Below are 20,542 nucleotides of genomic sequence, written 5' to 3' on the forward strand. Positions count from 1 at the left end.
ACTCGGTTTAGGCCAACCTAAAAACTTATAGTTGACGATTCAATCGTCAGCGACGATCTGTGCGCGGTCAGTCTCGAGCCCGGCATCCGAACCCAGCGTCGCCAGGCACTCGACCCAATCGAGCATGTATTCGCCGACGTGGTTGAAGAACGCGCCGTTAGTGTACTCCTCCCAGTCACCGTCGGCGAGTTCACGCCCCATCGCCTCGAAGACGACCGCGTAGTCGTCCGCGTCTCCGGCGACCTCGACCGCAGACGGCTCCGCCGACTGAGCGGCCCGTGGAACCGCCGGTTCCACGCTGTCGATTATCCGCCAGAGGTGTTCGTTGAGTTCGAGGCCGGGAACCTCGTTATTGAGGTCGTCGAAGGTGCTTCGGGGGGCCTTGTTGTGTTCGCAAAGCGGCGCGCCGTTGTAGATCCGCTTGTCGAGGATGTCACAGGCTCGCTTGAGGAAGACTCCCGACCAGATATCGTCGAATCGCCCGACGTTCCACTCGTTATCGTCCATCGGCAGCTGGTAGAACGCGGGGATCACCTCGCGCCGGAATGCGAGGTTCATCGAGCAGACCGTGAGGTAGTTCCCGCGAGCGGCGACGAAATCGTCGCCGAAGTCCTCGCTGCTGGTTCGGGTCTGGGCCTGTCCCTCGAGGTCGCCGTCCATGAGAATGCGCACGGCGTCGAGGTCGGGGACGTTCGTCCACAGACCCTGCGAGGCGACGACGTCACCACCGTCGATCTCGGTCGTTCCGGTCTCGACGGTCTCGCCCATCGCCGAGTAGGGATATCCGCGCGGATAGAGGCCGTGGTCGTCCGCGTTCTGATAGAGTACGTTCACCCACCGCTCGTCTGCGGACACCGACTCGATCTCGCCCTCGAAAGCCAAGTTCTGCATATGTGTTCCGAAGAAATCTTCGTCGGGGTGGGGGAGCGTATCGTCGTCGATGAAAAACCCGTAGTCGAACTCGTCGTGAGCCCACATGTAAAGCAGTCCGAAGCTCGTCTCGGCGTGGCTTGCATCCGGGACGACGTGGGCGTACTCCGCTACGTCGTGGTCTGCGTACCACTCCTCGCGGCGACTGCCGTCGAAAACGTCGCCCGAGACACCTTCGTCGTCGAGCATCGCCTGCATCGCGTCTGTCTCGCAGAAGTCCTCGGTGACGAGAACGACGTGGAGCCGCGAGAGGTCGAAGCCGTGATCGCGAGCGTTCCCGAAGTACGAGCGCAGACACTCGTACTCCCGGATCGTCGGCACGATAACGCAGATGTCGCGTTTCATTACACCACTATCTTTTAGGCCAACCTAAAAAACTGCCGGTCTGCCGTCTCGGTTTCGACTCCTTCGGCCCGTCCGAGAGTGAGAGACCCAGCGCGGCGATACATCCTGTACCGCCGATCAGCGTTACGCCGTTTTTCAGGGCGTGATCGACGATCGCAGCGGCGAGGGCCGTACTCGGACCGATCGGCGTCAGGCCGACGACCAGTGCCGTAAAGGCGGCCTCGTAGAGACCGACGCCTCCCTGCGAGAGCGGGAGGACTTTCGCGAGATTGCCGACGCTGACCGCAAGCGTCCCGACCGAAAGCAAGGAAGCGAACCCGAGATCGTTCCCGAGCGACGCGAGGACGAGGACTGCAGTACACACGTCGAGCGACCACACTACCAGACTCTCGGCGCCGATGCGCACGAGGGCTCGCGGTCGTCGAGCAACTTCCTGTACGTCCTCTACAAACCGAAGCATAGCGTCGAGACCCCACTCGAGGCGCGGCCAGTTCTCGACCCGCGCGTGGAGCCACGCGCCAAGTCCGTGATCTGCTCGAGCGGACGTAACGACCGCCACGCCGATCCCCGCGGACGCAAGACTCACGACCGCCGCGACCAGAACGGCAGTTCGTCCGCGGTCGGCCGACGCGACGACCGCGAGCGGACCAGCTGCATCGGTAAGGACGAGCCACGCGGTAGAAAGCCCCGCGAGCGCGGCGATCGTCAGCAAATCGAACACGCGCTCGACGGACAGTGACGCGAACCCTGCGGTGTACGGAACGTCTCGGTTCGTTCGCATCACGTGGGCGCGTACCGCATCCCCGGCTCGTGCCGGAATTGCGAGGTTCGCCGTCTGACTGGCGAAAACGGCCATCGTCGCAAAGGTGGTGTCGCTTCGGTGACCCATCGCCGCCAGCGCGTCGCGATACCGCAGCCCGCGGAGTGGCCACGAAACGGCGTACACGACAATCGCACCAGCCAACAAGCGCGGATCGGCGCTCGAGACCTCGCCGACGACGGTTCGCACATCCAGTTCCCGGAGGGCCACGACCAGTGCGAGCAACACGACCACCGTCCCCGCGATAGCCAATCGGCCGCGAGTACAATCGGCGAGGCTGCGATTCGACGACCCACGGCACTCGCTCTCCCGTTCCGACTCGGTGCGTTCGGTTCTCGAGGGAGAGCGACCGTCGGCAGTAGGCGGGATCGATCGTTCGTCCTGGCCCGATCGCTCACCGCCGGTTCGCTCACCCCCGTTTTCCATGTGCGAGTTCTCCCGGGCCCAGATATTTAAGCCCACCTAAAACGGATGGGATTGGGACCGACGGTCGCTCTCGAGACCGTTTTCGCCAGGACCACGGCACAACGGATGCACGTCCGTTCCGCACCGACAGTACTCGGTTACTGAAATTCCTCGATGATCTCTCGAGTCGAGCGCCGCACCGCCTCGTCACTCGAAAGGCTGGGTTCCCAGCCGAGCGCGGACAGCTTCTCGATGGAGAGGCGCATCTTCGGGACGTCGCCGGTCCATCCCCGTTCGCCGCCGGTGTATTCGCGGTCGGGGTCGACACCCAGCTCCTCGGCGACGATCGTCGCGATCCGGTCGACCGACGTCGTCGTGCGCGTCCCGAGATTGTAGGTGTTCATCGCCGCGTTCGCATGATCGACGACGTGGAACATGGCGTCGAGGCAGTCCTCGACGTGAAGGTAGGACTTCTCCTGACGGCCGTCACCGAGGATCGTCAGGTGCTCGGGGTCGTCCCGGAGCTTCTCGATGAAGTCCGGGATCACTGCGCCGCGCAGTCGCGGCCCCACGACGTTCGCGAAGCGGAAGTTCCAGACGGTGAGATCGTGGCTGTGTGCCCGCGCGGAGAGTAACCCTTCGTCGGCTAACTTGCTGGCACCGTAGGCGCTGATCGGCTCGAGCGGCGCATAATCCTCGGGCGTCGGCCGCGGGGCCTCGCCGTAGACCGTCGAAGTGGAGGTGTAGGCGATTTCCGTCACGTCGGCGTCGGCCATCGCTTCGAGGATGTTTCGCGTCATTCGCGTATTGTCGTCGAACTGACCGTGTGGCCGGTCCGTGTCGACGTGCTTCGACGCCGCCAGGTGAAAAACGACGTCGACATCGTCGAGGTGGCCGTCGAGCGCGGTTGGCTCCGTGAGATCGGCCTCGAGAAACTCCGCGCCGTCCGGGATACGATCGCGATCGCCATTCGAGAGGTCGTCGACGAGGAGCACGTCCGACCCGTCCGCGAGCAGGCGCTCGGCGAGGTGCGAGCCGATGAATCCGGCACCACCCGTGACGAGAGCCCGTCGATCCGAAAGTGACATACTCTCTCGTTGCTCGGTGCGCTGTTAATCCTGTTGGGTTTCGCCGACTATGGATCGTGGGTCACTCCGTTCGTTTCACACCGCTCAGACGAACGGGTGCCACGAGTAGAAGACACGTCGCTCAGACGAACGGGTGCCACGAGTAGAAGACACGTCGCTCAGACGAACGGGTGCCACGAGTAGAAGACACGTCGCTCAGACGAACGGGTGCCACGAGTAGAAGACACGTCGCTCAGACGAACGGGTGCCACGAGTAGAAGAAATAGGTCGATCTAGACGCCGGTACTATACCGCAGAATCCCGGCAAACCCGCCGAACGCGTTGTAGAGCTGTTCTCCCTTCTCGAAGTCCGTCGAGATGAATTTCGTCTCCGTCCCCCGCTGTTCGGCGATATCGATGAGGTGGTCGATAGCGTCCTCGCGGTCCTCGTCGGACGCCTCGACGTCAGTTCCGCACTCGGTACAGGTGTGGGTCGGAATCGACTTTCGGCGGTCGATCACCTCCCGCTCGGTGGTTCCGCATTCGGGACAGTCGTAGGTAATGACGTCCTTCCGGAGGTCCTCGCTGATCAGCAGGCGGTCGACCGCTCCCATCATCAGGTTTCGGCGAGTCTGCTCGAAGCCGTAGGTCGCCAGATCGCCGGCGTTGAGTTCCTCGAAAAACTCCTCCATCACCTGCTTGTCCTTCATCACCTCGGCGTCGGCCAACGCGTCTTCGGCGTTGTTGACGAGGTCCTTCAGGCCAGATTCGTCCGTGTAGGCGACGTCGAACTTCCCGATTACGTTGTCCTGAATCTCGTGGTGGAGGTAGTCACCGTCCAGAAACTCGTCTTTGGTCGGCGACGGGCCGCCGACGAGGATCCCGTCGAGTTCGTGGCGTTTCGGGACGAACAGATCGTTCGCCATCCCCGCGACCTCCTGATAGAAGTTGTCGATAGCCTCGAGGCGGAGGCGAGCGAATCGCTGGGCGGACTGGCCACCTTTGCGCTGCTTGCCAGGAACGAGCGAGGAGGCTGACTTGACCGGTTCGATGCGCTTTCCTTTCAACCAACCGACGTTTGCCTCGCGGCGATCGAGGACGATCAGGCCGTACAGGCCCTTGTCGGCGAGCATCTCCTCGAGCGGTTCGGTTAGAAAGTCCGAGTCGCAGTGATAGCGGAAGGATTCGATTGGCTGGGGCGGGCTCTCGAGGACCTTGGTAACCATCTCGGTTCGGCCGCCACCGGAGTCGACGGCACCCGAGAACAACACGATGCCGTTGTCCGGCGGAAAGGTGTCGAAGTATCGGAGCCGGTCTTTGATGCTCGTCAACGCGTCCTGGACGGCCGTTCGAGTCTGTTTGGATTTGATGTTAGCCGCTTCGCTGTGTTCCTGCGTGACGTGTTGAACGACGTCACTGATCTGTCTATCCTCGGGAACGTAGATCGTCACGAGCTGCGTTCCGGAGCCGTCGTAATTCTTGAGATCTTCGATGACCTTCCGGAACTCGTATTTCTTCCGGTCGGATTGCTCCTGCTCGCCCTCCTGGCTCATTAGCCGAACAAAACGGAGCTGTGGGTAAGAATCCTTTGACACACCCGTCATCGACCTATCGAGTTGGGGTGGACCACCGAACGTCGACGGAACCGCAGACCGCCGGCGAACAAATTACCGATGACGTTCGTCGCGACGTCTCTGAGTCCCTGATCGACGTGTCGATTCGACGGTACGAGCCGAAAAGCGAGGTGACGATTTAAGGTGTTGCCGTTCTACAGTCTGGACAGTAACCGAGTATGTCTCAGGAGACGGTCTACGCTATCGCGAGCGGGAAGGGTGGTGTCGGGAAAACGACGACGACGGTCAACCTCGGTACGGCGCTGGCCGAGGCAGGGAAGCGGGTCGTCGTCGTCGACGCCGACCTGGGAATGGCGAATCTCGCCGGATTCGTCAGTCTCTCTCCCGACTCGACGACCCTATACGACGTATTGGCCGGCGATGCATCGATCGACGACGCAACGTATCGATTGGCGGACAACATATTCGCCGTTCCGAGCGGGACCAGCCTCGACGATTACGCCGAAACTTCACCCGAAGGGCTCGGCAAGGCCGTCGCCAAGCTTCGGTCGAAGTTCGATTACGTTTTCCTCGACATCGGCGCCGGTATCAGCCACGAGACCGTCTTGCCGCTCGGACTCGCCGACGCGGTCGTTCTCGTTTCGACACCCGAACCGGCCGCCATTCACGACTCGAAGAAGACCCTCGAGCTGACCAAGCGCGCCGGTGGCTCCGTCGCCGGCCTGATCCTCACTCGGACCCGCCCCGATAGCGACGTCTCTCACGAAGACCTCGCCGACCGTCTCGGGGTGTCGCTACTCGGAAGCGTCCCCGAAGATTCCGCCGCCCGGGACAGCGTCTACGCCGGCACGCCGCTCGTCGTATTCGAACCGAACGGGCCCGGAGCCGTCGCCTACCGCCGAATCGCAGCGGATCTAACGGACGTCGACGTCGCGGAGCCCGCCACCGACGGCGGTGCGAACAGACCCGCGGAGACCGAAGCCGACTCGACGCAGACGGCCGAACCGGACGGCGACTCGGCGAGTCGGGAGGCAGCGCACGACGACGTTTCGAGTGCGATCACGGAAGCAGAAACCGACCCCTGATCGGCCACTCGAGTAGCCGGCGGTCGACACCGCCTTCCGACGACCCGCCGGTAAAGAGTGCCTTCCACTGTTGTTTTCGCTCACACTGTACTCGTTTCTACCGAATGGGGTGAATACTCCGCACCGAGAACGGTCACACCCGCGTGACCGTCACGCACTGGAGACAGACTGTGGACCGCTGTTACGTCCGTAGGCCCGAGCGGTTTGCCGGTGGTTTCTCGATCCAGTTTTGGACCGATTACTCCCTAAATTCGTTGTCGTTGACGATAGAAACGATAACGAACTGATTACTAATCAGACCGGTTCTCGATGGCTCGCCTATGGAGCGACGAAAAATCCTCCTCGGCAGTGGTGCAACGCTCGCAACCGTCCTCGCTGGCTGTTCCAGCGACGAAACGGGCGACGAATCCAATCAAAACGACGGCTCCGACGGATCGCTCAACGGCGACGGAAACGGCAACGGGTCCGACGATTCGAGCGAATCCGACAACACAGCCGACATCCCGGGCTTCGATCGCGACAAACTGAAACTCGACAGCGAGAAAGTGACGGTCGAGGACGTCAATAAAGCCGCCAAAGAAATCGACGTCGTCGCCACGACGACGACGACCGATCCCGAGACGCTGTTCGCGGAACTCGAATCTCTGGGCCCCGACATGAAGCGAGCGATTACCGATCCCGAAGCGTTTGCGGCGGCGGTCGACAGCGTCGCATGGGTCCTCGAGAAAGATGGAGCGATGGTGATGTCGTTCACCGTCGACGTCGCGTGGGCGACCGAGTACATCAACGGCGAAATGGATCAGGCCGAATTCATGGAACATGTCCGCGAAACCGCGGACAAATCTCACTAACGACGGCCGGAGTTAGCGCGGGTAGCGAACGTTCTTTTGGAGGAAGGGTAGACGTGATGAGAAGCGAGTATACGCCGTCGATGAAGGCTGAGCGCGGCGCGGCTACTCACATCGAGCGCGGCCCGGCTACTCACATCGAGCGCGGCGCGGCTACTCACATCGAGCGCGGCGCGGCAACGCCGAGGATCGACAGCGCGTTCGCGACCGCGTGTTTCGAGGCGGCCACCAGCGCCAGCCGTGCGTTGCGAAGGTCGGGATCGACGTCGTCAGCAAGCACCGGACACTCCCGGTAGAAAGCGTTGAATCGGTCGGCGAACTCGCGCGTGTACGTCGCGACCTGATGTGGCTCGAGGTCGTCCGCGGCCTCGTCGACGATAGCCGGGAACCGCGCGATCGTCTCGAGTAAGTCCCGTTCTTCGGGGGTTTCGAGGAGATCGGCGTCGACGGCCGTTTCGACGTCGTCCATGCCCGTGTCCGGATCGATTCCCGCTTCTTCCAGGATGCCACAGCAGCGCGCGTGAACGTATTGGACGTACGGAGCGGACTGGGCCTCGAAGTCGAGTGCCCGGTCCCACTCGAAGGTGATCGCCTTCGTCGGCTGCTTGGAGACGATGTCGTAGCGGACGGCGCCGATTCCCACCTGATGGGCGATGCGCTCGATATCCGCGTCGTCCAGATCGTCATCCCGGATGCGGTCGTCGAGTCGGTCCTCTACTTCCCCGCGGGCGCGGTCGATCGCTTCGTCGAGCAGGTCGTCCAGATCGACGCCGGTGCCGCGGCGCGTACTCATCTTCCCTTCGGGAAGGTTGACGTACGAATAGAGGACCTGCTGCAGTTGATCCGTGTCGTTGCCCAACAACTCGAGCGTCGTTCGGAGCTGTCGGGCCTGGAGTTTGTGGTCCTCACCGAGGACGGTTACCGCGCGGTCGTACTCGTCGAACTTCCACTCGTGGTGGGCCAGGTCGCGGGTGACGTACAGCGAGGTGTCGTCCGACCGCAGGAAAACGAGATTCTTGTCGATACCGTGTTCGTCGAGTTCGAACTGCCAGGCGTCTTCCTCGTAGATCGCTTCGTCGAGAGCCCGGAGGCGATCGACGAGGTCGTCGGTCGCACCGTTTCGCATGAACCGCGTCTCCTTGACGAACTCGTCAAACTCCGCGGGCAATCGAGCGAGGCACTCCGTCATTCCACCGAGAACCTGATCGACGACCTCGCTAACTCGCTCGTAGGCCTCGTCGTCGCCTGCCTCGAGTCCCTGCATAATCGACTCGATTTCCGCTTCGGCCGCCTCGACGTCGGCTTCCGGCGCATTTTCCAGGTACGCGTTGCCCTTTCGGTAGTAGCGAACCAGGTCGTACTCGATGCGGTCGCGCTCGGGTTCGGCCTCGAGGTCGTCCTCGTCGAACGTCTCGTAGGCCCAGGTGAAGACGGCCATCTGCCGGCCCGCGTCGTTGACGTAGTAGTGTCGGTCGACGTCGTACCCGGCGAACGCGAGGACGTTCGCGACGGCGTCCCCGATGATCGGATTCCGGGCGCGGCCGACGTGGACCGGTCCCGTCGGGTTCGCGCTCGTGTGTTCGACGACGACCGATTCCGACCGATCCGGGAGACTGCCGTAGGAGTCGTCGGTCGCCCGCTCGAGTGTCACCGCGAAGTAGTCGTCGCCCGGCAGAAAGTTGAGGTAGGGGCCCTGGGTCAGTACCTCGGATACGTACGTCAGCTCGTCGGCGTCGATTTCGGCCGCGATCCGCCCGGCGACCTGGGGCGGCGCCGCCCCCGCTTCGCCCGCCAGTCTGAACGCCACGCTCGAGGCGAGGACGCTGCCGACGTCGTCCGGCGGTTCTTCGAGTCCCAGATCGTCCGTCGGAAAATCGAGCGTCGAAAGCGCCCCTTCGAGGGCGTCCGCGACTTCCGCGCGTAGGGAGAGGAACATACCCGCCCGTATTCAGGGCGCGAGTAAAGGAATGTCGGGTTTCGTTTCGCCCCCGATACGCGGACGCGGGTTCGTCATTCGAACAGCGTTGCGGCCTCCCGGAATCGGTCCTCGTGGATCGGCCGAAACGTTTCGCTCGAGGCGGCGAATTCGGCTGGCGTCCAGAAGCGGGCGTCCGTCGCGTCGCTTCCCGCCACCGGGTCGCCTTCGGCGTCGGCCCAGTCGGCCACGTAGTGGACCGTCACCACGTGTTTGTCTGCTCGCGGCGGCAACGCCGACGCGGCCATGATCTCGAGATCGACCGTCTCGACGACGATTCCGGTCTCCTCGGCGAGTTCGCGGGCGGCCGCAGCGGCCGGTTCTTCGCCGATCTCTATGTGCCCACCGGGAATCGTCCACTCGCCGACCCCCGGCGGGATGCCGCGTTCGACGCAAAGAACGGCAGGTTCGGGCCCGGACGAATCGACCACCGCCACGCCGGCACAGGGGACCGGATTGTGCCAGACGATGGTCTCACAGGTCGGACACTGCATGCGCTCGCGGTCGTCGAACGTGATCGTCTCGAGTCGAGCGCCACAATCGGGGCAGAACGTCGGCGGTCGGCTGACCATCTACCCGGGCTTCAGGACCGGCGGTTCAAAGGGTTTTCAATCCGCTTCCGGTCAGCGGGACGACGACGTCCGCGTCCGCTGCAAGGACCTCGTCCTCACGGAACTGCTCGAGGGCGGCGGGAGCCACCGCACAGGACGGTTCGACGTAGAACCCGTTCCGGTGGAGTCGGTCGAGCGCGGTCTCGATCGGATCGCCACCCAGGGCGATCACGTCCCCGTTCGTCTCTTCGATCGCCGCGAGGATTTCGTCTTTTCGCGCGGGATCGGAGATCTGGATGCCGTCGGCGATGGTGGTTCCGTTGCCGTCCTCGTCGGTCGTTTCGCCGCCGAGAGCTTCGACGATCGGTGCGTAGCCGGCCGCCTGCGCACCGAGCAATCGGGGCATCCCGTCGACGATTCCGGCCTCGTTGAGAAGCGAGAAACCTCGGTACGCACCGAGAAAGAGCGTTCCTTGCCCGATCGGGAGGACGACGGCGTCGGGGACGGACCATCCCTGCTGGGCGGCCACCTCGAAGGCGAACGTCATCGTGCCGGCGAGGAACGCAGGGTTCCAGGCGTGGCTGGCGTACCAGCCCTCGCCCGTCTGTTTCGGGACGGTACCGTTCGCGGTCGATCCATGTTCGTCGTCCGCCTCGCCTTCGACGGCTTCGTGACAGGCGGCCGCGACGTCTGCACGCGTCCCGTCGATTCGAACGGGACGGGCATCGGCCCGCTGAATCGTCATCAGCTTCGATTGTTTGACGTCCGCTGGAACGAAGATATCCGCCTCGAGCCCCGCATGGGCCGCGTAGGTCGCGATGGACGCGCCGGCGTTGCCCGAGGAATCTTCGATGACCTTCTCGACGCCGATTTCGACGGCCCGCGAAAGGGTCGTCGTCGCACCCCGATCCTTGAACGATCCGGTCGGGAAGACGTATTCGAGTTTGAACTGGGCGCCCCAGTCGGGAGCGTCGACTATCGGCGTGAACCCCTCGTAGAAGGTGACGTGCTGTTCGATCGGGAGAAACTCGAAGAACGTCCAGAGCCCCTCGCTGGTGTCGAGGCTGTGCAGCGGCAGCGGGTCTCCGTTCGGATGGGGTCGTTCCGTAAACTCGAGCGGATGTTCGCAGGCACAACGCCACGGTTCCGTGGGGCTGGCCTCGTAGACGGCGTCGCACCTGGGACAGGTGAGATTCGATGCCATGTCAGTACTCACCGATATCGGTTCCAACGGAGCAGACGTATTCACCGGTCGCGACCTGGGGGAGCCGCCGAATCCGCCAGAGGATGCCGTCGCTGTCGGCCGTCACCTCGGCTTTCGGCTCGCCGAAGGGAGTCGTGATCTCGAATATCGCGTCGCCGGGTCGAACTCGGTCGCCGAGTTCCCTGTGCATGGTCACGAGTCCGCCCGCGGGCGCGCCGTACTGCTTGAACCCGCTGGCTCGGGTCTGTGGCTCGAGTTGCTGGTCGCCCTCGAGGAAGTCGTAGTATCGGAGTACGTTAAAGACGCCTTCGACGCCCGCTTGAATGCTGTGTTCGTCCCAGCCGACCGCCCCGCCGAGTTCGGGATCGACCGTCGGAATGCCTTCGTCGGGAGCGGTACGAGCCAGTTGTCCGTCCGGGCCTTTCTGATCGAGCACGTAGCCGCAGCCGAAGGCCTTGGCCAGTTCGAGACACTGCTCGTGGAGCCGATGGCGCTTCCCGCAGCGAACGCGAACTTCGTCGAGCATTCGACTGGTCGATCCCTGATGGAGGTCGAGGATCAGATCCGCACGCATCGCATTGTCGAAGGTCGCAGCAGCGATCCGCTCGCTCGAGGTTCCGCCCTCGTTGCCGGGATACGTCCGGTTCATCTTCGTGTCGTCGATCGGGTTTCGATGTTCAGCAACCTGGAACGCGTGATAGTTTACGATTCCGACTATCAGGATCGTCCCAGAGAGTTCGGCGGGATCGAACTGCGGCACGATGCGCTGGATAACGCCCACACCGTTGAGTTCGTCACCGTCGCTCGCGGCCTGCATGTAGAGAGTCTTTCCCCGGGATTCGCCGTTTACCACGGCGACGGGGAGCCCGAACGGGCTCCCGTCCCGCGTTTCGCCGACCTCGAGACGGCCCGTGTCGATTTCGCCGGGCCCCGCGCTCGCCGTTCCGAGCGTCGTCGTCATGTCCCTCACGATGAACCCGTTGGCCTTTATACTATCCTTTGATCTCAGGTATTTCGATAGACTGGACGGCGACGGAAACGGACAGACGTTCCGATTTCGGACGGCGCAGTTCGGATCACCCTTTACCAATCCGCTTCCAGGTCACGATTATCGAGGTCCCCTTCGACCCACGAACGGCCTTTGTCAGTCAGGATATAATATCCCGAGTCATCGACTTTCTCGGTGAGTTCATGATCAGTGAGCCGTTTCAGTCGGCGCTTTACCGTGGATCGATGCGGTGAGGCCCGTTCTTCGTATTCGAGATTAAACAAGATGACGCGCGGTGGGAGGGCCTTGCCGCTTTCGTAGAGCATCTCCAGAATTGGCCCATCGTACTTGCTCCACCAGCTCGGTTGCACAGTTCCTTGTTTATTTTCCGATGACCAAATAATCAGGAGTCTTACTAATAACCCTATTTGTTGCATGATGCAACAGATAGGGTTAGGTTTATCGCGATGCAACGAAACGGGTTACCTGGTGACTTGCACGCGTGTTCATATCCTGTCAGGTGAAGTTGGCAAAGAATGCGCGAGATAACTAGACATCAATATACAATGGCCGAAGACGACACACAAAGCCCCGAAATCTCCGCCCGCTCAGACGCATCACACGAGCACGACTGCCCCTTCCTGTCTGTCGACGGGACGACGTGGACCGACCTCACCGCGGTTCAACGCGACTGCCTCGAGATCGTGTCCCGTCGCGAGAACGACGCGAATCCAGTTGACGAACCCGAGATACTACGAACGCTCGAGCGGCGTTCTCCCGTCGCGAAGCAAACACACCGGTACGCGGATCTGATGGTGCTCGTCGGTCGTGTCCTCCTCTCGAGACGCGTGCGACACACTGAACGGACGTCCGAATACCGCCTCACGGATGAGGGTCGCGCTCTCCTGTTACAGCGCGCCGAGCGCCTCGCGGAGATCTGTGGCATCCGAACCGTCGAAGCCGAGCCCGCAACCGAGACTGTCGCTCGAGACGGGGGCAAGAACGGATGATCGAGGCCCGAGACCGCGGAACCAGGGGATGGCCGGATTGCAACCGGAAGAATCTCGAACGTGACCCGCTCGTCGGCTGGTGGCTCTGTGACAACTGTGCGCTCGCGGTCGACGAAGAGGATGCACCGCTTCAGGAGCCCGCTCTCGAGTCCCCCTCACCCGCTGAGAACCGCCCGGAGCGCGAATTTGAGGTTGTCGGTCCGTTCGGTGACCCGACGGTAGAAATACGATTTCCACCGATCGCCGTAGGGAACGTACTGCCAGACGTCGTATTCCGCGGCTAACTCGTACTGGGCGTCCTCGCGGACGCCCATGAGCATCTGAATCTCGAAGTCGGTCCCGTACCAGTCGTGCAACGCTTTCGCGAATTCGATCATCGCCGGATCGTGGCTTCCGACGCCGATACCACCGTCGTAGTGTTCGAACGCGTACTCGAGCAGTTTCCGGTACTCCTCGTCGATCCGATCGCTGTCAGAATAGGCGACGTCCGACGGGGGATCGTACGCCCCTTTGACGAAGCGAACCTTTCCGGGAACGTCTGCAAGCCGCCTCACGTCCGCTCGCGTCCGACGGAGGTTAGCTTGCACGCAAATTCCGACGCCGCTGCCGTGTCGTCGGGCCATGGCCTCGAACGCGTCCAGGGTCGCGTCGGTCGTCGTGTGATCTTCCATGTCGATCCAGACGAAGACGCCGCGGTCGGCAGCGGCGTCGACGACCTCGGTCAGTTCCGCTCGAAACACGTCCTCGCCGAGATCCAGTCCCAACTGCGAGGGTTTGACGGAGATAGCTGCCTCGAGTCCCGAATTCGCGATGTCGGAGACGAGCCGCCGGTATTCGGCGGCGTCCGCGGCGACTGGATCGTGTTCGTCGTAGTGCTCTCCGAGGAGATTGACGATCGCGCTCACGTCGCGCTCGTTCAGTTGGCGGACGTGCTCGAGCGCTGTCGCCGGCGACTCCCCCGCGACGAACCGATTCGCTATCGGCGGGATCATATCAGACACCTTGATCGCCACGTGTAAGACTGTTCCTCTGCGTTCAAAACGCTGCAAGAGATCGGAGACACGATCGTGTCCGCTCGTCCGTTCTGTTCAGCCGGGATCGTATTCCCGTCGTCGACTCGAGCGGTCGTCTCCCTGTCGGCAATTCGTATATGCTTTTCGTATACACCATCACCCGTATCGGGTTCCGATTCTGCCGCCGTAATCAATAACTGTATACCATCTTCATAGAAACTGTCGACAAGCTATTTATAATTGTTTCACCTGCCCCTATGTATGACGGCAGGACCGCCGATCGACGAACTCCACTTCGAGGACGCACCGACCGTCGACTCCGTTCCCGGCCCGAAGACGCGAGCGCTGCTCGAGAAACAGGAACGGATCGACAGTAGCGCAGTCGCGTATCCGGACGACATTCCGATCGCGTTCGAAGAGGGAAAGGGCGCGACGGTCCGTGACGCCGACGGCAACACATACATCGACCTCTTTGCAGGCATCGGCGTCCTCAACGTCGGTCACTCGAATCCGTACGTTCTCGAAGCCGTACACGAACAGGCAGATAAGTTCGTTCACACGGTCGATTTCCCGACCGAGGCCCGCCTCGAACTGATCGAGAAGTTAGACGAGATCGCACCCGACGGCTTGCAGGGACAGAACAAGGTCGTCTTCGGCGGCCCGACCGGCAGCGACGCCATCGAGGCGTCGATCAAGCTGGCCAAATACAACACCGGCGGCGACGGTCTGATTGCGTTTCGCGGGGGCTACCATGGAGCGACGACGGGCGCGATGAGCGTCACGTCGAACAAGAAGTTCAAGGGCCCGTACACGCCGCTGCTCTCCGACGTCGTCCACGCGCCGTATCCCCACCCGTTCCGACAGGACAGGACGCCCGAGAATGCTGTCGACCGCGCGCTCGAGGAGGTCAAAGCGATCGTCGAAGATCCGTACGGCGGACTCGCGAATCCTGCCGGGATCATCGTCGAACCGATCCAGGGCGAAGGCGGCATCGTCACGCCGCCGGAAAGATTTCTGCAGGGCCTGCGCGATATCGCCGACGATAACGACGTCGTCCTCGTCTTCGACGAGATTCAGAGCGGCCTCGGCCGCACCGGGCGGTGGTGGGCCAGCGATTGGGAGGGCGTCGCACCAGACGTCATGACCTCCGCGAAGGCCCTGGGCGGCGCCGGGTTCCCACTCTCTGCGACCATCTACCACGAAGACCTCGATACGTGGGGAGCGGGCGACCACGCTGGCACCTACCGCGGTCACGTCGTCGGAATGCGAGCGGGAATGCGCGCCATCGAGTACATTCAGGACCACGACTTGCTAGCCCACGCCCGCGACCTCGGCGAATACATCCGCGGTCGGCTTCGCGAGGCGGGCGACGGAAACGACCGTCTCGCGGACGTCCGCGGCAGAGGCCTGTTCATCGGCGCCGAGTTCGTCGATGCCGACGGCGAACCGGACGGCGATACCGTCGACGCCGTCCAGCAGTATTGCTTCGAACGTGGGGTCCTCATCTGGACGGCCGGTCGCCACGGCAACGTCCTGCGATTCCTTCCGCCGCTCGTGCTCACTCGAGCGTTAGCCGAAACCGCACTGGACGTCGTCGTCGAAGCGATCGAAGACGTAACAGCCGAATCCAAACGGGCCGTCTAACCGGAATCCGATCGAGACCCGCGTCGTTTCGGGTTCGACCGGACCATCCCGGATACTCCAGACCAATGGCGAACGCACACCGAATTTACACGGACGACGCACCGAGCACCGACAACCCGTATTCGCAGGGCGTCCACGCCGGGGACACGCTCTACGTATCCGGCTACGGGCCCGTCGATCCAGACACTGGGGAGACAGTCGACGGCGATATAGCGTCACAGACCGACCGCGTACTCGACAACGTCGCCGCGGTCGTCGACGAAGCCGGCGGCGACGGCCTCGCAGACGTCGTCAAGGTGACCGTCTATCTGACCGACCTCGAGGACTACGACCGGGTCAACGAGGCGTACGGGGCCCGGTTCGGCGAGGTGCCGCCAGCCAGAGTCTGCGTCGAAGCCGCTCAGTTGCCCGAGGACGTGCGCGTGGAAATGGATGCGATCGCATTTCTGGGCCACTCCACAGCGTGAACTACCCTCCAGTTCGGATGCTCTTCGGTCGCGGTTCCCCTTCTCGATGCTTCCCCTCTCGATGCTTCCCCTCTCGATGCTTCCCCTCTCGAGGCTTCCCCTCTCGAGGCTTCCCTTCTCGATGCTTCCCTTCTCGATGCTTCCCGTCTTTCCTACGGTCTGCCTTTTCGTCCGAGTGCGCTCGAGAGAGGGTCTTTCGACCATCGGGACCGACTTGCTGATTCCTGATCGGTCCCGGTCGCCGATTCGACCGAGTTTCCTGCTCGCTCCGTCGTCTTTCAGATCGATCGTCTCTCGGCCGTATTCGAGACTGACTACGGTTAAGTAGCCGCTTCCCCTATCTTCTGATAGAGAATGTCACACCAGGAGCGAAACAGAGTACGCGAACTTCGCCGAGCGTTCCACCGCCATCCCGAACCCGGTTGGCGCGAGTTCCGGACGACGGCACGGGTCGTCGAGGAACTCGAACAAATCGGCGTCGACGAGATCGCCGTTGGCCGCGAAGCGCTGGCGACTGATGAACGCATGGCCGTGCCCCCGGAGTCGGAACTAGAGCCCTGGATCGAGCGCGCTCGTAACGCGGGTGTTCGATCGGACATCCTGGAACGCACCACTGGCGGCCACACGGGAGTTATCGCGGTCCTCGAGCAAGGGATGGGGCCGTGTATCGGCTTGCGCGTCGATCTCGACGCGATATCGATGGGGGAGTCGGCAGATCGCGATCACCGCCCGGCCGCAGAGGGCTTTCGCTCCGAGCACGACGGCTACATGCACGCCTGTGGTCACGACGCCCACCTCGCGATGGCACTCGGCACGATCGAGGCGCTGAAAGAAAGCGAGTTCGAGGGAACGCTGAAAGTCTTTTTCCAGCCCGCCGAGGAGATCTCCGGTGGGGGGAAGGCGATGGCCGAGAGCGGTTACCTCGACGACGTCGACTACTTGCTCGCAGTGCACATCGGACTCGATCACCCGACCGGCGAGGTCGTCGCCGGCATCGAAAAGCCCCTGGCGATGGCCCATCTGACCGCGACGTTCAGGGGTGCAAGCGCTCACGCCGGAAAAGCACCGAACGAAGGCGCAAACGCGATGCAGGCGGCCGCGACGGCGATCCAGAACGCCTACGCCATCCCGAGGCACAGCGACGGAATGACCCGGGTGAACGTCGGCCGGATCGAGGGCGGCACCGCGAGCAACGTCATCGCCGAGGAGGTCGCTATCGAAGCCGAGGTCCGCGGCGAGACGACGGCCCTGATGGAGTATACCCGGACCGAACTCGAGCGCGTTCTCTATGCGGCAGCCGAAATGCACGACTGCGACGTCACGCCGCGGGTGATCAGCGAGTCACCCCGGGTCGACAGCCATCCCGCACTCCGCGATCTCATCGGGAACGTCGCGTGGGAGGTCAAGGGCGTCGAGCGCGTCGTTCCGGCCGAAGACTTCGGGGTGAGCGAAGACGTGACGTACCTGATGGAGCGCGTCCAGGACGACGGCGGTCTCGCGTCGTACATTCTCGTCGGGACGGATCACCCGACGAGCCACCACACGCCGACGTTCGACATCGACGAAGAAAGCCTCGAGATCGGCGTGTCGCTGCTCTCGGAGACGATGATCGAACTTTCCCGGCGGCGGCCGTAGTACCGTCCGTTTACGGCGGCCCACTCGTCCGAACTGTCAGTCGATGATCACGGTCGACGGATGGTAAACCACGGTCGATGGATGGTAAACGTTAATTTACGCGCACGCACTGTATTACTCTATGAGCCAGGACGATGTGCCGGAGTCGCTCAAGACAGCGGCGGACTCGGACCGTCCGCGCGGTATTCTTACTCCCTCCGACCGCGACTTCTTGCTCGGGCGCAAGACCGACTACACCGACCACTCGAAGAAACAGAAGCGAAACCGAATTCGGCGCCGGGTTCGGAACGCGATTCTCGACTTCAGTATCCTCTTCGAATACATGGAAGAGCGTGATCGAGAGACGGTCTTCGATCCGAACGACGACGAACGAGACGCGTACACGCAGGGAATCACCGACATGCTGGCGTTTCTCCATCTCGGGACGATGGGCTACTATACCCCGTTCAAGGATATGCTCTCGGAGGGGGTCGGGAAGGCAGAACAGCGCCTCGCGGGCTCGAACTACCGGATGGTCAACGTCGAATTCAACGTCGAGCCCGTCGGCCAGATCAACGTCGACGAAGTCATCGAGAAACTCGAAAACGAGGAGTTCGCCCAGCTCACCGACGAGGAACTCCGCGCATTCGTCCGGTTGCTGACGATGTCCGACGCGTTTTCTCCGGAGGATACCCGCGAAGAGATCAAGGATCGCGTCGACGAGTTTGCCGACCGAGTGACCGAGAGTGCCACGTCCCGCAAACAGACGTTCGAAGAAATGACGGACTAACGGAACGCGGATCACGTCGGCGTCGAAATTCTGCCTCGCATCTTGGGTCGCCGATGTGGTCCAATTTCGGCGAGTGAGCTGACCTGGCCCTCTTCGAAGATCAGTCGCCAAAATCGCGGATCTGTACCGGTTCAGCCGCGTTTCCGACGTTCTCCTGGCAGATCTCGGTTTAGCGAACCGATCGCATCAGCCGATTTCCCTGCGTATTCTTTGCATGAACGAGACAAACTCGGGTTCAGGACCGTATGACTGTATTTTCAATCAGGCTCTTACTACCAGGAATAACTACAAAAATAATTATTGTTTCACGCGTAGTCAGTTCTCAACAGCCGTGATCGCTACCTCGAGCGTCCGACCAGTAAACACAAACTGTGGATGAATTCCGCGAGTGAGAAACACTTATTGTATACGCCGTTAATGGTCCCGGTATGCCATTGTGCAGCATGGCGAATGGTAGGTGGAGGCACAGTCAATCTCCGAGCCGTCGCCCGGTTCCGGGGGTGAGACGATGAGTGGTGAGCAAAAGGGGATGGTCGACGAGTTCCTCGAGGAGATTGATCCGACGGTCTTCCTGTTCGGCGCACTACTGACGGTCGGTGTCATCGTCGCGTTCTTCGTCGATCAACAGTTCGTCTCGAACGGAATCGCGGCGATCCAAAGCGAGATTCTCGCTTATCTGAACTGGGCATTGCTGGTTATCGTGTTCCTGATCGTCGTCTTCCTCCTGTTTCTGATCGTCGGTCCGTGGGGGAAGATCAAGATGGGCGACGAGGATCCGGAGTATAGCTTTCTCTCGTTCTTCGCGATGTTGTACTCAGCCGGGTTCGCAGCCGGTGTCGTGTTTTGGGGGCCGACCGAAGCACTGTTCTACTACGACTCGCCGTCGCCGTTGTTCGGCGTCGAGAGCGGGACTAGCGAGGCGATACCCATCGCGATCCAGCAGACGCTGTTCCACTGGGCGCTGCCTCAGCTGGCGGTGTTTACGATCATGGGGCTTGCGATCGCATACTTCGCGTATAATTACGAAAACGTACCGCTTCGAGTCTCCTCGGCGCTGACTCCGATCATCGGCGCCGAGAACCTCGATGGTCCGTTCGCGAAAGTGATCGACATCCTCGCGGTGTTCGCGACGATCGGCGGCGTGGCGACCTCGCTTGGCTTCATCGGGAGCCAGTTCATCGCCGGCCTCGACTATCAGTGGGGGATCGATCTGGGGAACGTCGGTATCCTCCTCGTGGTCACGACGATGACGCTTCTGTTTACGATATCGATGGTCCTCGGCGTCAACAGAGGGATCCGCCGGCTGTCGAACTTCAATATGATTCTGTTCGTCGTACTCATGCTCGCCACGTTCATTTTGGGACCGACGCTGTTCTTGCTCTTGCTCGGTTCCCAGGCAGTCGGTGGGATGATCGCCGACTTTACGTCCATGAGCCTCTACACCGGTGCCGGCACCGAAGGCGGTACGGGATGGGTCAACGCCTGGACCGTCTTCTACTGGGCGTGGGCGCTCTCGTGGTCCCCCTTCGCCGGACTGTTCATCGCCCGCATTTCCAAGGGTCGTACCGTCCGGGAAGTCGCGTTTACCGGTATCGTGGCGACCTCCGCAGCGACTATCCCGTGGTTTACGTTCGTCGGCGGCACTGCCCTGCAGTACCACCACACCGGAGTTGCCGATTTCAGCCCCGTGATCGCCAACTTCACGCCGGAAATATCGGGATTCATCCTCTTCGGTGCGTTCCCCTTCGGAACCGTGTTTATGATCGCCTTCATGGTCCTCGTGACGACGTTCTTCATCACCTCGGCGGACTCGTCGACGCTCGCCGTCTCGATGATGACGACCGGCGGCAAAGCGAGACCCTCGACCATCAACCGGATTTTCTGGGGCGTCGTCCTCGGCATGACCGCGGCGATCCTTATGATCATCGGCGGTGAAGGCGGAACGAGCGCGCTGCAAGACGCGGTCATCATCACCGGCGCGCCGTTCGCGTTCGTCTGCTTCCTGGCGATGCTCTCCCTGATCAAAGACTTCGGGTCGAACTACGGCCAGGTGTTGCTCCAGGACGAAACCGTTCTCGTCGGCTCGAGTACGAAGACCGAAGCCGAATCACCGGCTGGGCCCGGTGGCCCCGTCGAGTCTGACGACGACTGATCCGCTGACCCTCCAGCCCGCTGTCCGACCGCTTCGGCCGTCATGCTGTGCGTTTTTCTC

At 62.0% G+C, this 20,542-nt stretch carries 18 protein-coding genes; 8 read left to right on the forward strand and 10 right to left on the reverse strand.

Annotated features, from left to right (window positions below; translation table 11 throughout):
* Positions 1-39: 39 nt before the first annotated feature.
* The 4 genes from HYG82_RS30690 to prf1 form a co-directional block, all read right to left on the reverse strand.
* Entirely contained in the window at positions 40-1,275 is a 1,236-nt protein-coding gene (locus tag HYG82_RS30690) for an alpha-1 4-glucan-protein synthase (protein ID WP_179260860.1), read from the reverse strand.
* Positions 1,276-1,282: 7 nt separating this feature from the next.
* The gene (locus HYG82_RS30695; RefSeq protein WP_179260861.1) at positions 1,283-2,521 is read right to left on the reverse strand and encodes a lysylphosphatidylglycerol synthase transmembrane domain-containing protein; all 1,239 of its coding nucleotides are present in this window, start codon (positions 2,519-2,521) and stop codon (positions 1,283-1,285) included.
* Positions 2,522-2,658: 137 nt separating this feature from the next.
* Positions 2,659-3,588 (reverse strand): NAD-dependent epimerase/dehydratase family protein, encoded by a 930-nt coding sequence (locus tag HYG82_RS30700; protein ID WP_179260862.1) that lies wholly within the window; start codon positions 3,586-3,588, stop codon positions 2,659-2,661.
* A 272-nt stretch (positions 3,589-3,860) separates the two neighbouring features.
* A complete protein-coding gene (prf1, locus tag HYG82_RS30705; protein WP_179260863.1) occupies positions 3,861-5,120 on the reverse strand; it encodes a peptide chain release factor aRF-1 in 1,260 nt (419 codons plus the stop codon).
* A gap of 239 nt (positions 5,121-5,359) precedes the next feature.
* Here prf1 and HYG82_RS30710 point away from each other — a divergent pair, with 239 nt between their 5' ends.
* Positions 5,360-6,226, forward strand: a complete 867-nt coding sequence (locus tag HYG82_RS30710; protein WP_179260864.1) for a MinD/ParA family ATP-binding protein — start codon at positions 5,360-5,362, stop codon at positions 6,224-6,226.
* A gap of 320 nt (positions 6,227-6,546) precedes the next feature.
* Positions 6,547-7,077, forward strand: coding sequence for a DUF8159 domain-containing protein (locus tag HYG82_RS30715; RefSeq protein ID WP_179260865.1), 531 nt, complete (start codon positions 6,547-6,549; stop codon positions 7,075-7,077).
* 154 nt (positions 7,078-7,231) lie between these two features.
* On the opposite strand, the gene argS is transcribed toward HYG82_RS30715, so the two are convergent.
* The 5 genes from argS to HYG82_RS30740 all read right to left on the reverse strand — a co-directional run bounded on the left by argS (position 7,232) and on the right by HYG82_RS30740 (position 12,163).
* Entirely contained in the window at positions 7,232-9,010 is a 1,779-nt protein-coding gene (gene argS / locus HYG82_RS30720) for an arginine--tRNA ligase (RefSeq protein WP_179260866.1), read from the reverse strand.
* A 74-nt stretch (positions 9,011-9,084) separates the two neighbouring features.
* Positions 9,085-9,621: an NUDIX domain-containing protein gene (locus HYG82_RS30725; RefSeq protein ID WP_179260867.1), complete on the reverse strand. Its 537-nt coding sequence runs from the start codon at positions 9,619-9,621 to the stop codon at positions 9,085-9,087.
* A 25-nt stretch (positions 9,622-9,646) separates the two neighbouring features.
* The gene (locus HYG82_RS30730) at positions 9,647-10,804 is read right to left on the reverse strand and encodes a threonine synthase (RefSeq protein ID WP_179260868.1); all 1,158 of its coding nucleotides are present in this window, start codon (positions 10,802-10,804) and stop codon (positions 9,647-9,649) included.
* A 1-nt stretch (position 10,805) separates the two neighbouring features.
* The gene (locus HYG82_RS30735) at positions 10,806-11,765 is read right to left on the reverse strand and encodes a succinylglutamate desuccinylase/aspartoacylase family protein (RefSeq protein ID WP_179260869.1); all 960 of its coding nucleotides are present in this window, start codon (positions 11,763-11,765) and stop codon (positions 10,806-10,808) included.
* 122 nt (positions 11,766-11,887) lie between these two features.
* Positions 11,888-12,163 (reverse strand): ArsR family transcriptional regulator, encoded by a 276-nt coding sequence (locus HYG82_RS30740; protein ID WP_235217876.1) that lies wholly within the window; start codon positions 12,161-12,163, stop codon positions 11,888-11,890.
* Between the two features lie 195 nt (positions 12,164-12,358).
* Between HYG82_RS30740 and HYG82_RS30745 the strand changes: the two genes are divergently transcribed.
* Entirely contained in the window at positions 12,359-12,802 is a 444-nt protein-coding gene (locus HYG82_RS30745) for a PadR family transcriptional regulator (RefSeq protein ID WP_179260870.1), read from the forward strand.
* Positions 12,803-12,957: 155 nt separating this feature from the next.
* Here the strand turns inward: HYG82_RS30745 and HYG82_RS30750 are convergent, their stop codons facing one another.
* The gene (locus HYG82_RS30750; protein WP_179260871.1) at positions 12,958-13,794 is read right to left on the reverse strand and encodes a proline dehydrogenase family protein; all 837 of its coding nucleotides are present in this window, start codon (positions 13,792-13,794) and stop codon (positions 12,958-12,960) included.
* A gap of 282 nt (positions 13,795-14,076) precedes the next feature.
* Here HYG82_RS30750 and HYG82_RS30755 point away from each other — a divergent pair, with 282 nt between their 5' ends.
* The 5 genes from HYG82_RS30755 to HYG82_RS30775 all read left to right on the forward strand — a co-directional run bounded on the left by HYG82_RS30755 (position 14,077) and on the right by HYG82_RS30775 (position 20,482).
* Positions 14,077-15,459 (forward strand): aspartate aminotransferase family protein, encoded by a 1,383-nt coding sequence (locus HYG82_RS30755; RefSeq protein WP_179260872.1) that lies wholly within the window; start codon positions 14,077-14,079, stop codon positions 15,457-15,459.
* A gap of 65 nt (positions 15,460-15,524) precedes the next feature.
* Positions 15,525-15,926 carry a Rid family detoxifying hydrolase gene (locus HYG82_RS30760; RefSeq protein ID WP_179260873.1) on the forward strand — a complete coding sequence of 134 codons (402 nt, stop codon included), beginning with the start codon at positions 15,525-15,527 and terminating at the stop codon, positions 15,924-15,926.
* A 354-nt stretch (positions 15,927-16,280) separates the two neighbouring features.
* Positions 16,281-17,561 carry an amidohydrolase gene (locus HYG82_RS30765; RefSeq protein WP_179260874.1) on the forward strand — a complete coding sequence of 427 codons (1,281 nt, stop codon included), beginning with the start codon at positions 16,281-16,283 and terminating at the stop codon, positions 17,559-17,561.
* 121 nt (positions 17,562-17,682) lie between these two features.
* The gene (locus HYG82_RS30770) at positions 17,683-18,330 is read left to right on the forward strand and encodes a DUF8102 family protein (protein ID WP_179260875.1); all 648 of its coding nucleotides are present in this window, start codon (positions 17,683-17,685) and stop codon (positions 18,328-18,330) included.
* 508 nt (positions 18,331-18,838) lie between these two features.
* The gene (locus HYG82_RS30775; RefSeq protein ID WP_179260876.1) at positions 18,839-20,482 is read left to right on the forward strand and encodes a BCCT family transporter; all 1,644 of its coding nucleotides are present in this window, start codon (positions 18,839-18,841) and stop codon (positions 20,480-20,482) included.
* Positions 20,483-20,542 lie beyond the last annotated feature (60 nt).

Source organism: Natrinema halophilum (assembly GCF_013402815.2).
GTDB lineage: Archaea > Halobacteriota > Halobacteria > Halobacteriales > Natrialbaceae > Natrinema > Natrinema halophilum.

Excerpts from the sequence above, each read along its gene's own strand:
- HYG82_RS30690 (WP_179260860.1), bottom strand. The coding sequence starts at position 1,275 with ATGAAACGCGACATCTGCGTTATCGTGCCGACGATCCGGGAGTACGAG.
- HYG82_RS30695 (WP_179260861.1), bottom strand. The coding sequence starts at position 2,521 with ATGGAAAACGGGGGTGAGCGAACCGGCGGTGAGCGATCGGGCCAGGAC.
- HYG82_RS30700 (WP_179260862.1), bottom strand. The coding sequence starts at position 3,588 with ATGTCACTTTCGGATCGACGGGCTCTCGTCACGGGTGGTGCCGGATTC.
- prf1 (WP_179260863.1), bottom strand. The coding sequence starts at position 5,120 with ATGAGCCAGGAGGGCGAGCAGGAGCAATCCGACCGGAAGAAATACGAG.
- HYG82_RS30710 (WP_179260864.1), top strand. The coding sequence starts at position 5,360 with ATGTCTCAGGAGACGGTCTACGCTATCGCGAGCGGGAAGGGTGGTGTC.
- HYG82_RS30715 (WP_179260865.1), top strand. The coding sequence starts at position 6,547 with ATGGAGCGACGAAAAATCCTCCTCGGCAGTGGTGCAACGCTCGCAACC.
- argS (WP_179260866.1), bottom strand. The coding sequence starts at position 9,010 with ATGTTCCTCTCCCTACGCGCGGAAGTCGCGGACGCCCTCGAAGGGGCG.
- HYG82_RS30725 (WP_179260867.1), bottom strand. The coding sequence starts at position 9,621 with ATGGTCAGCCGACCGCCGACGTTCTGCCCCGATTGTGGCGCTCGACTC.
- HYG82_RS30730 (WP_179260868.1), bottom strand. The coding sequence starts at position 10,804 with ATGGCATCGAATCTCACCTGTCCCAGGTGCGACGCCGTCTACGAGGCC.
- HYG82_RS30735 (WP_179260869.1), bottom strand. The coding sequence starts at position 11,765 with ATGACGACGACGCTCGGAACGGCGAGCGCGGGGCCCGGCGAAATCGAC.
- HYG82_RS30745 (WP_179260870.1), top strand. The coding sequence starts at position 12,359 with ATGGCCGAAGACGACACACAAAGCCCCGAAATCTCCGCCCGCTCAGAC.
- HYG82_RS30750 (WP_179260871.1), bottom strand. The coding sequence starts at position 13,794 with ATGATCCCGCCGATAGCGAATCGGTTCGTCGCGGGGGAGTCGCCGGCG.
- HYG82_RS30755 (WP_179260872.1), top strand. The coding sequence starts at position 14,077 with ATGACGGCAGGACCGCCGATCGACGAACTCCACTTCGAGGACGCACCG.
- HYG82_RS30760 (WP_179260873.1), top strand. The coding sequence starts at position 15,525 with ATGGCGAACGCACACCGAATTTACACGGACGACGCACCGAGCACCGAC.
- HYG82_RS30765 (WP_179260874.1), top strand. The coding sequence starts at position 16,281 with ATGTCACACCAGGAGCGAAACAGAGTACGCGAACTTCGCCGAGCGTTC.
- HYG82_RS30770 (WP_179260875.1), top strand. The coding sequence starts at position 17,683 with ATGAGCCAGGACGATGTGCCGGAGTCGCTCAAGACAGCGGCGGACTCG.
- HYG82_RS30775 (WP_179260876.1), top strand. The coding sequence starts at position 18,839 with ATGAGTGGTGAGCAAAAGGGGATGGTCGACGAGTTCCTCGAGGAGATT.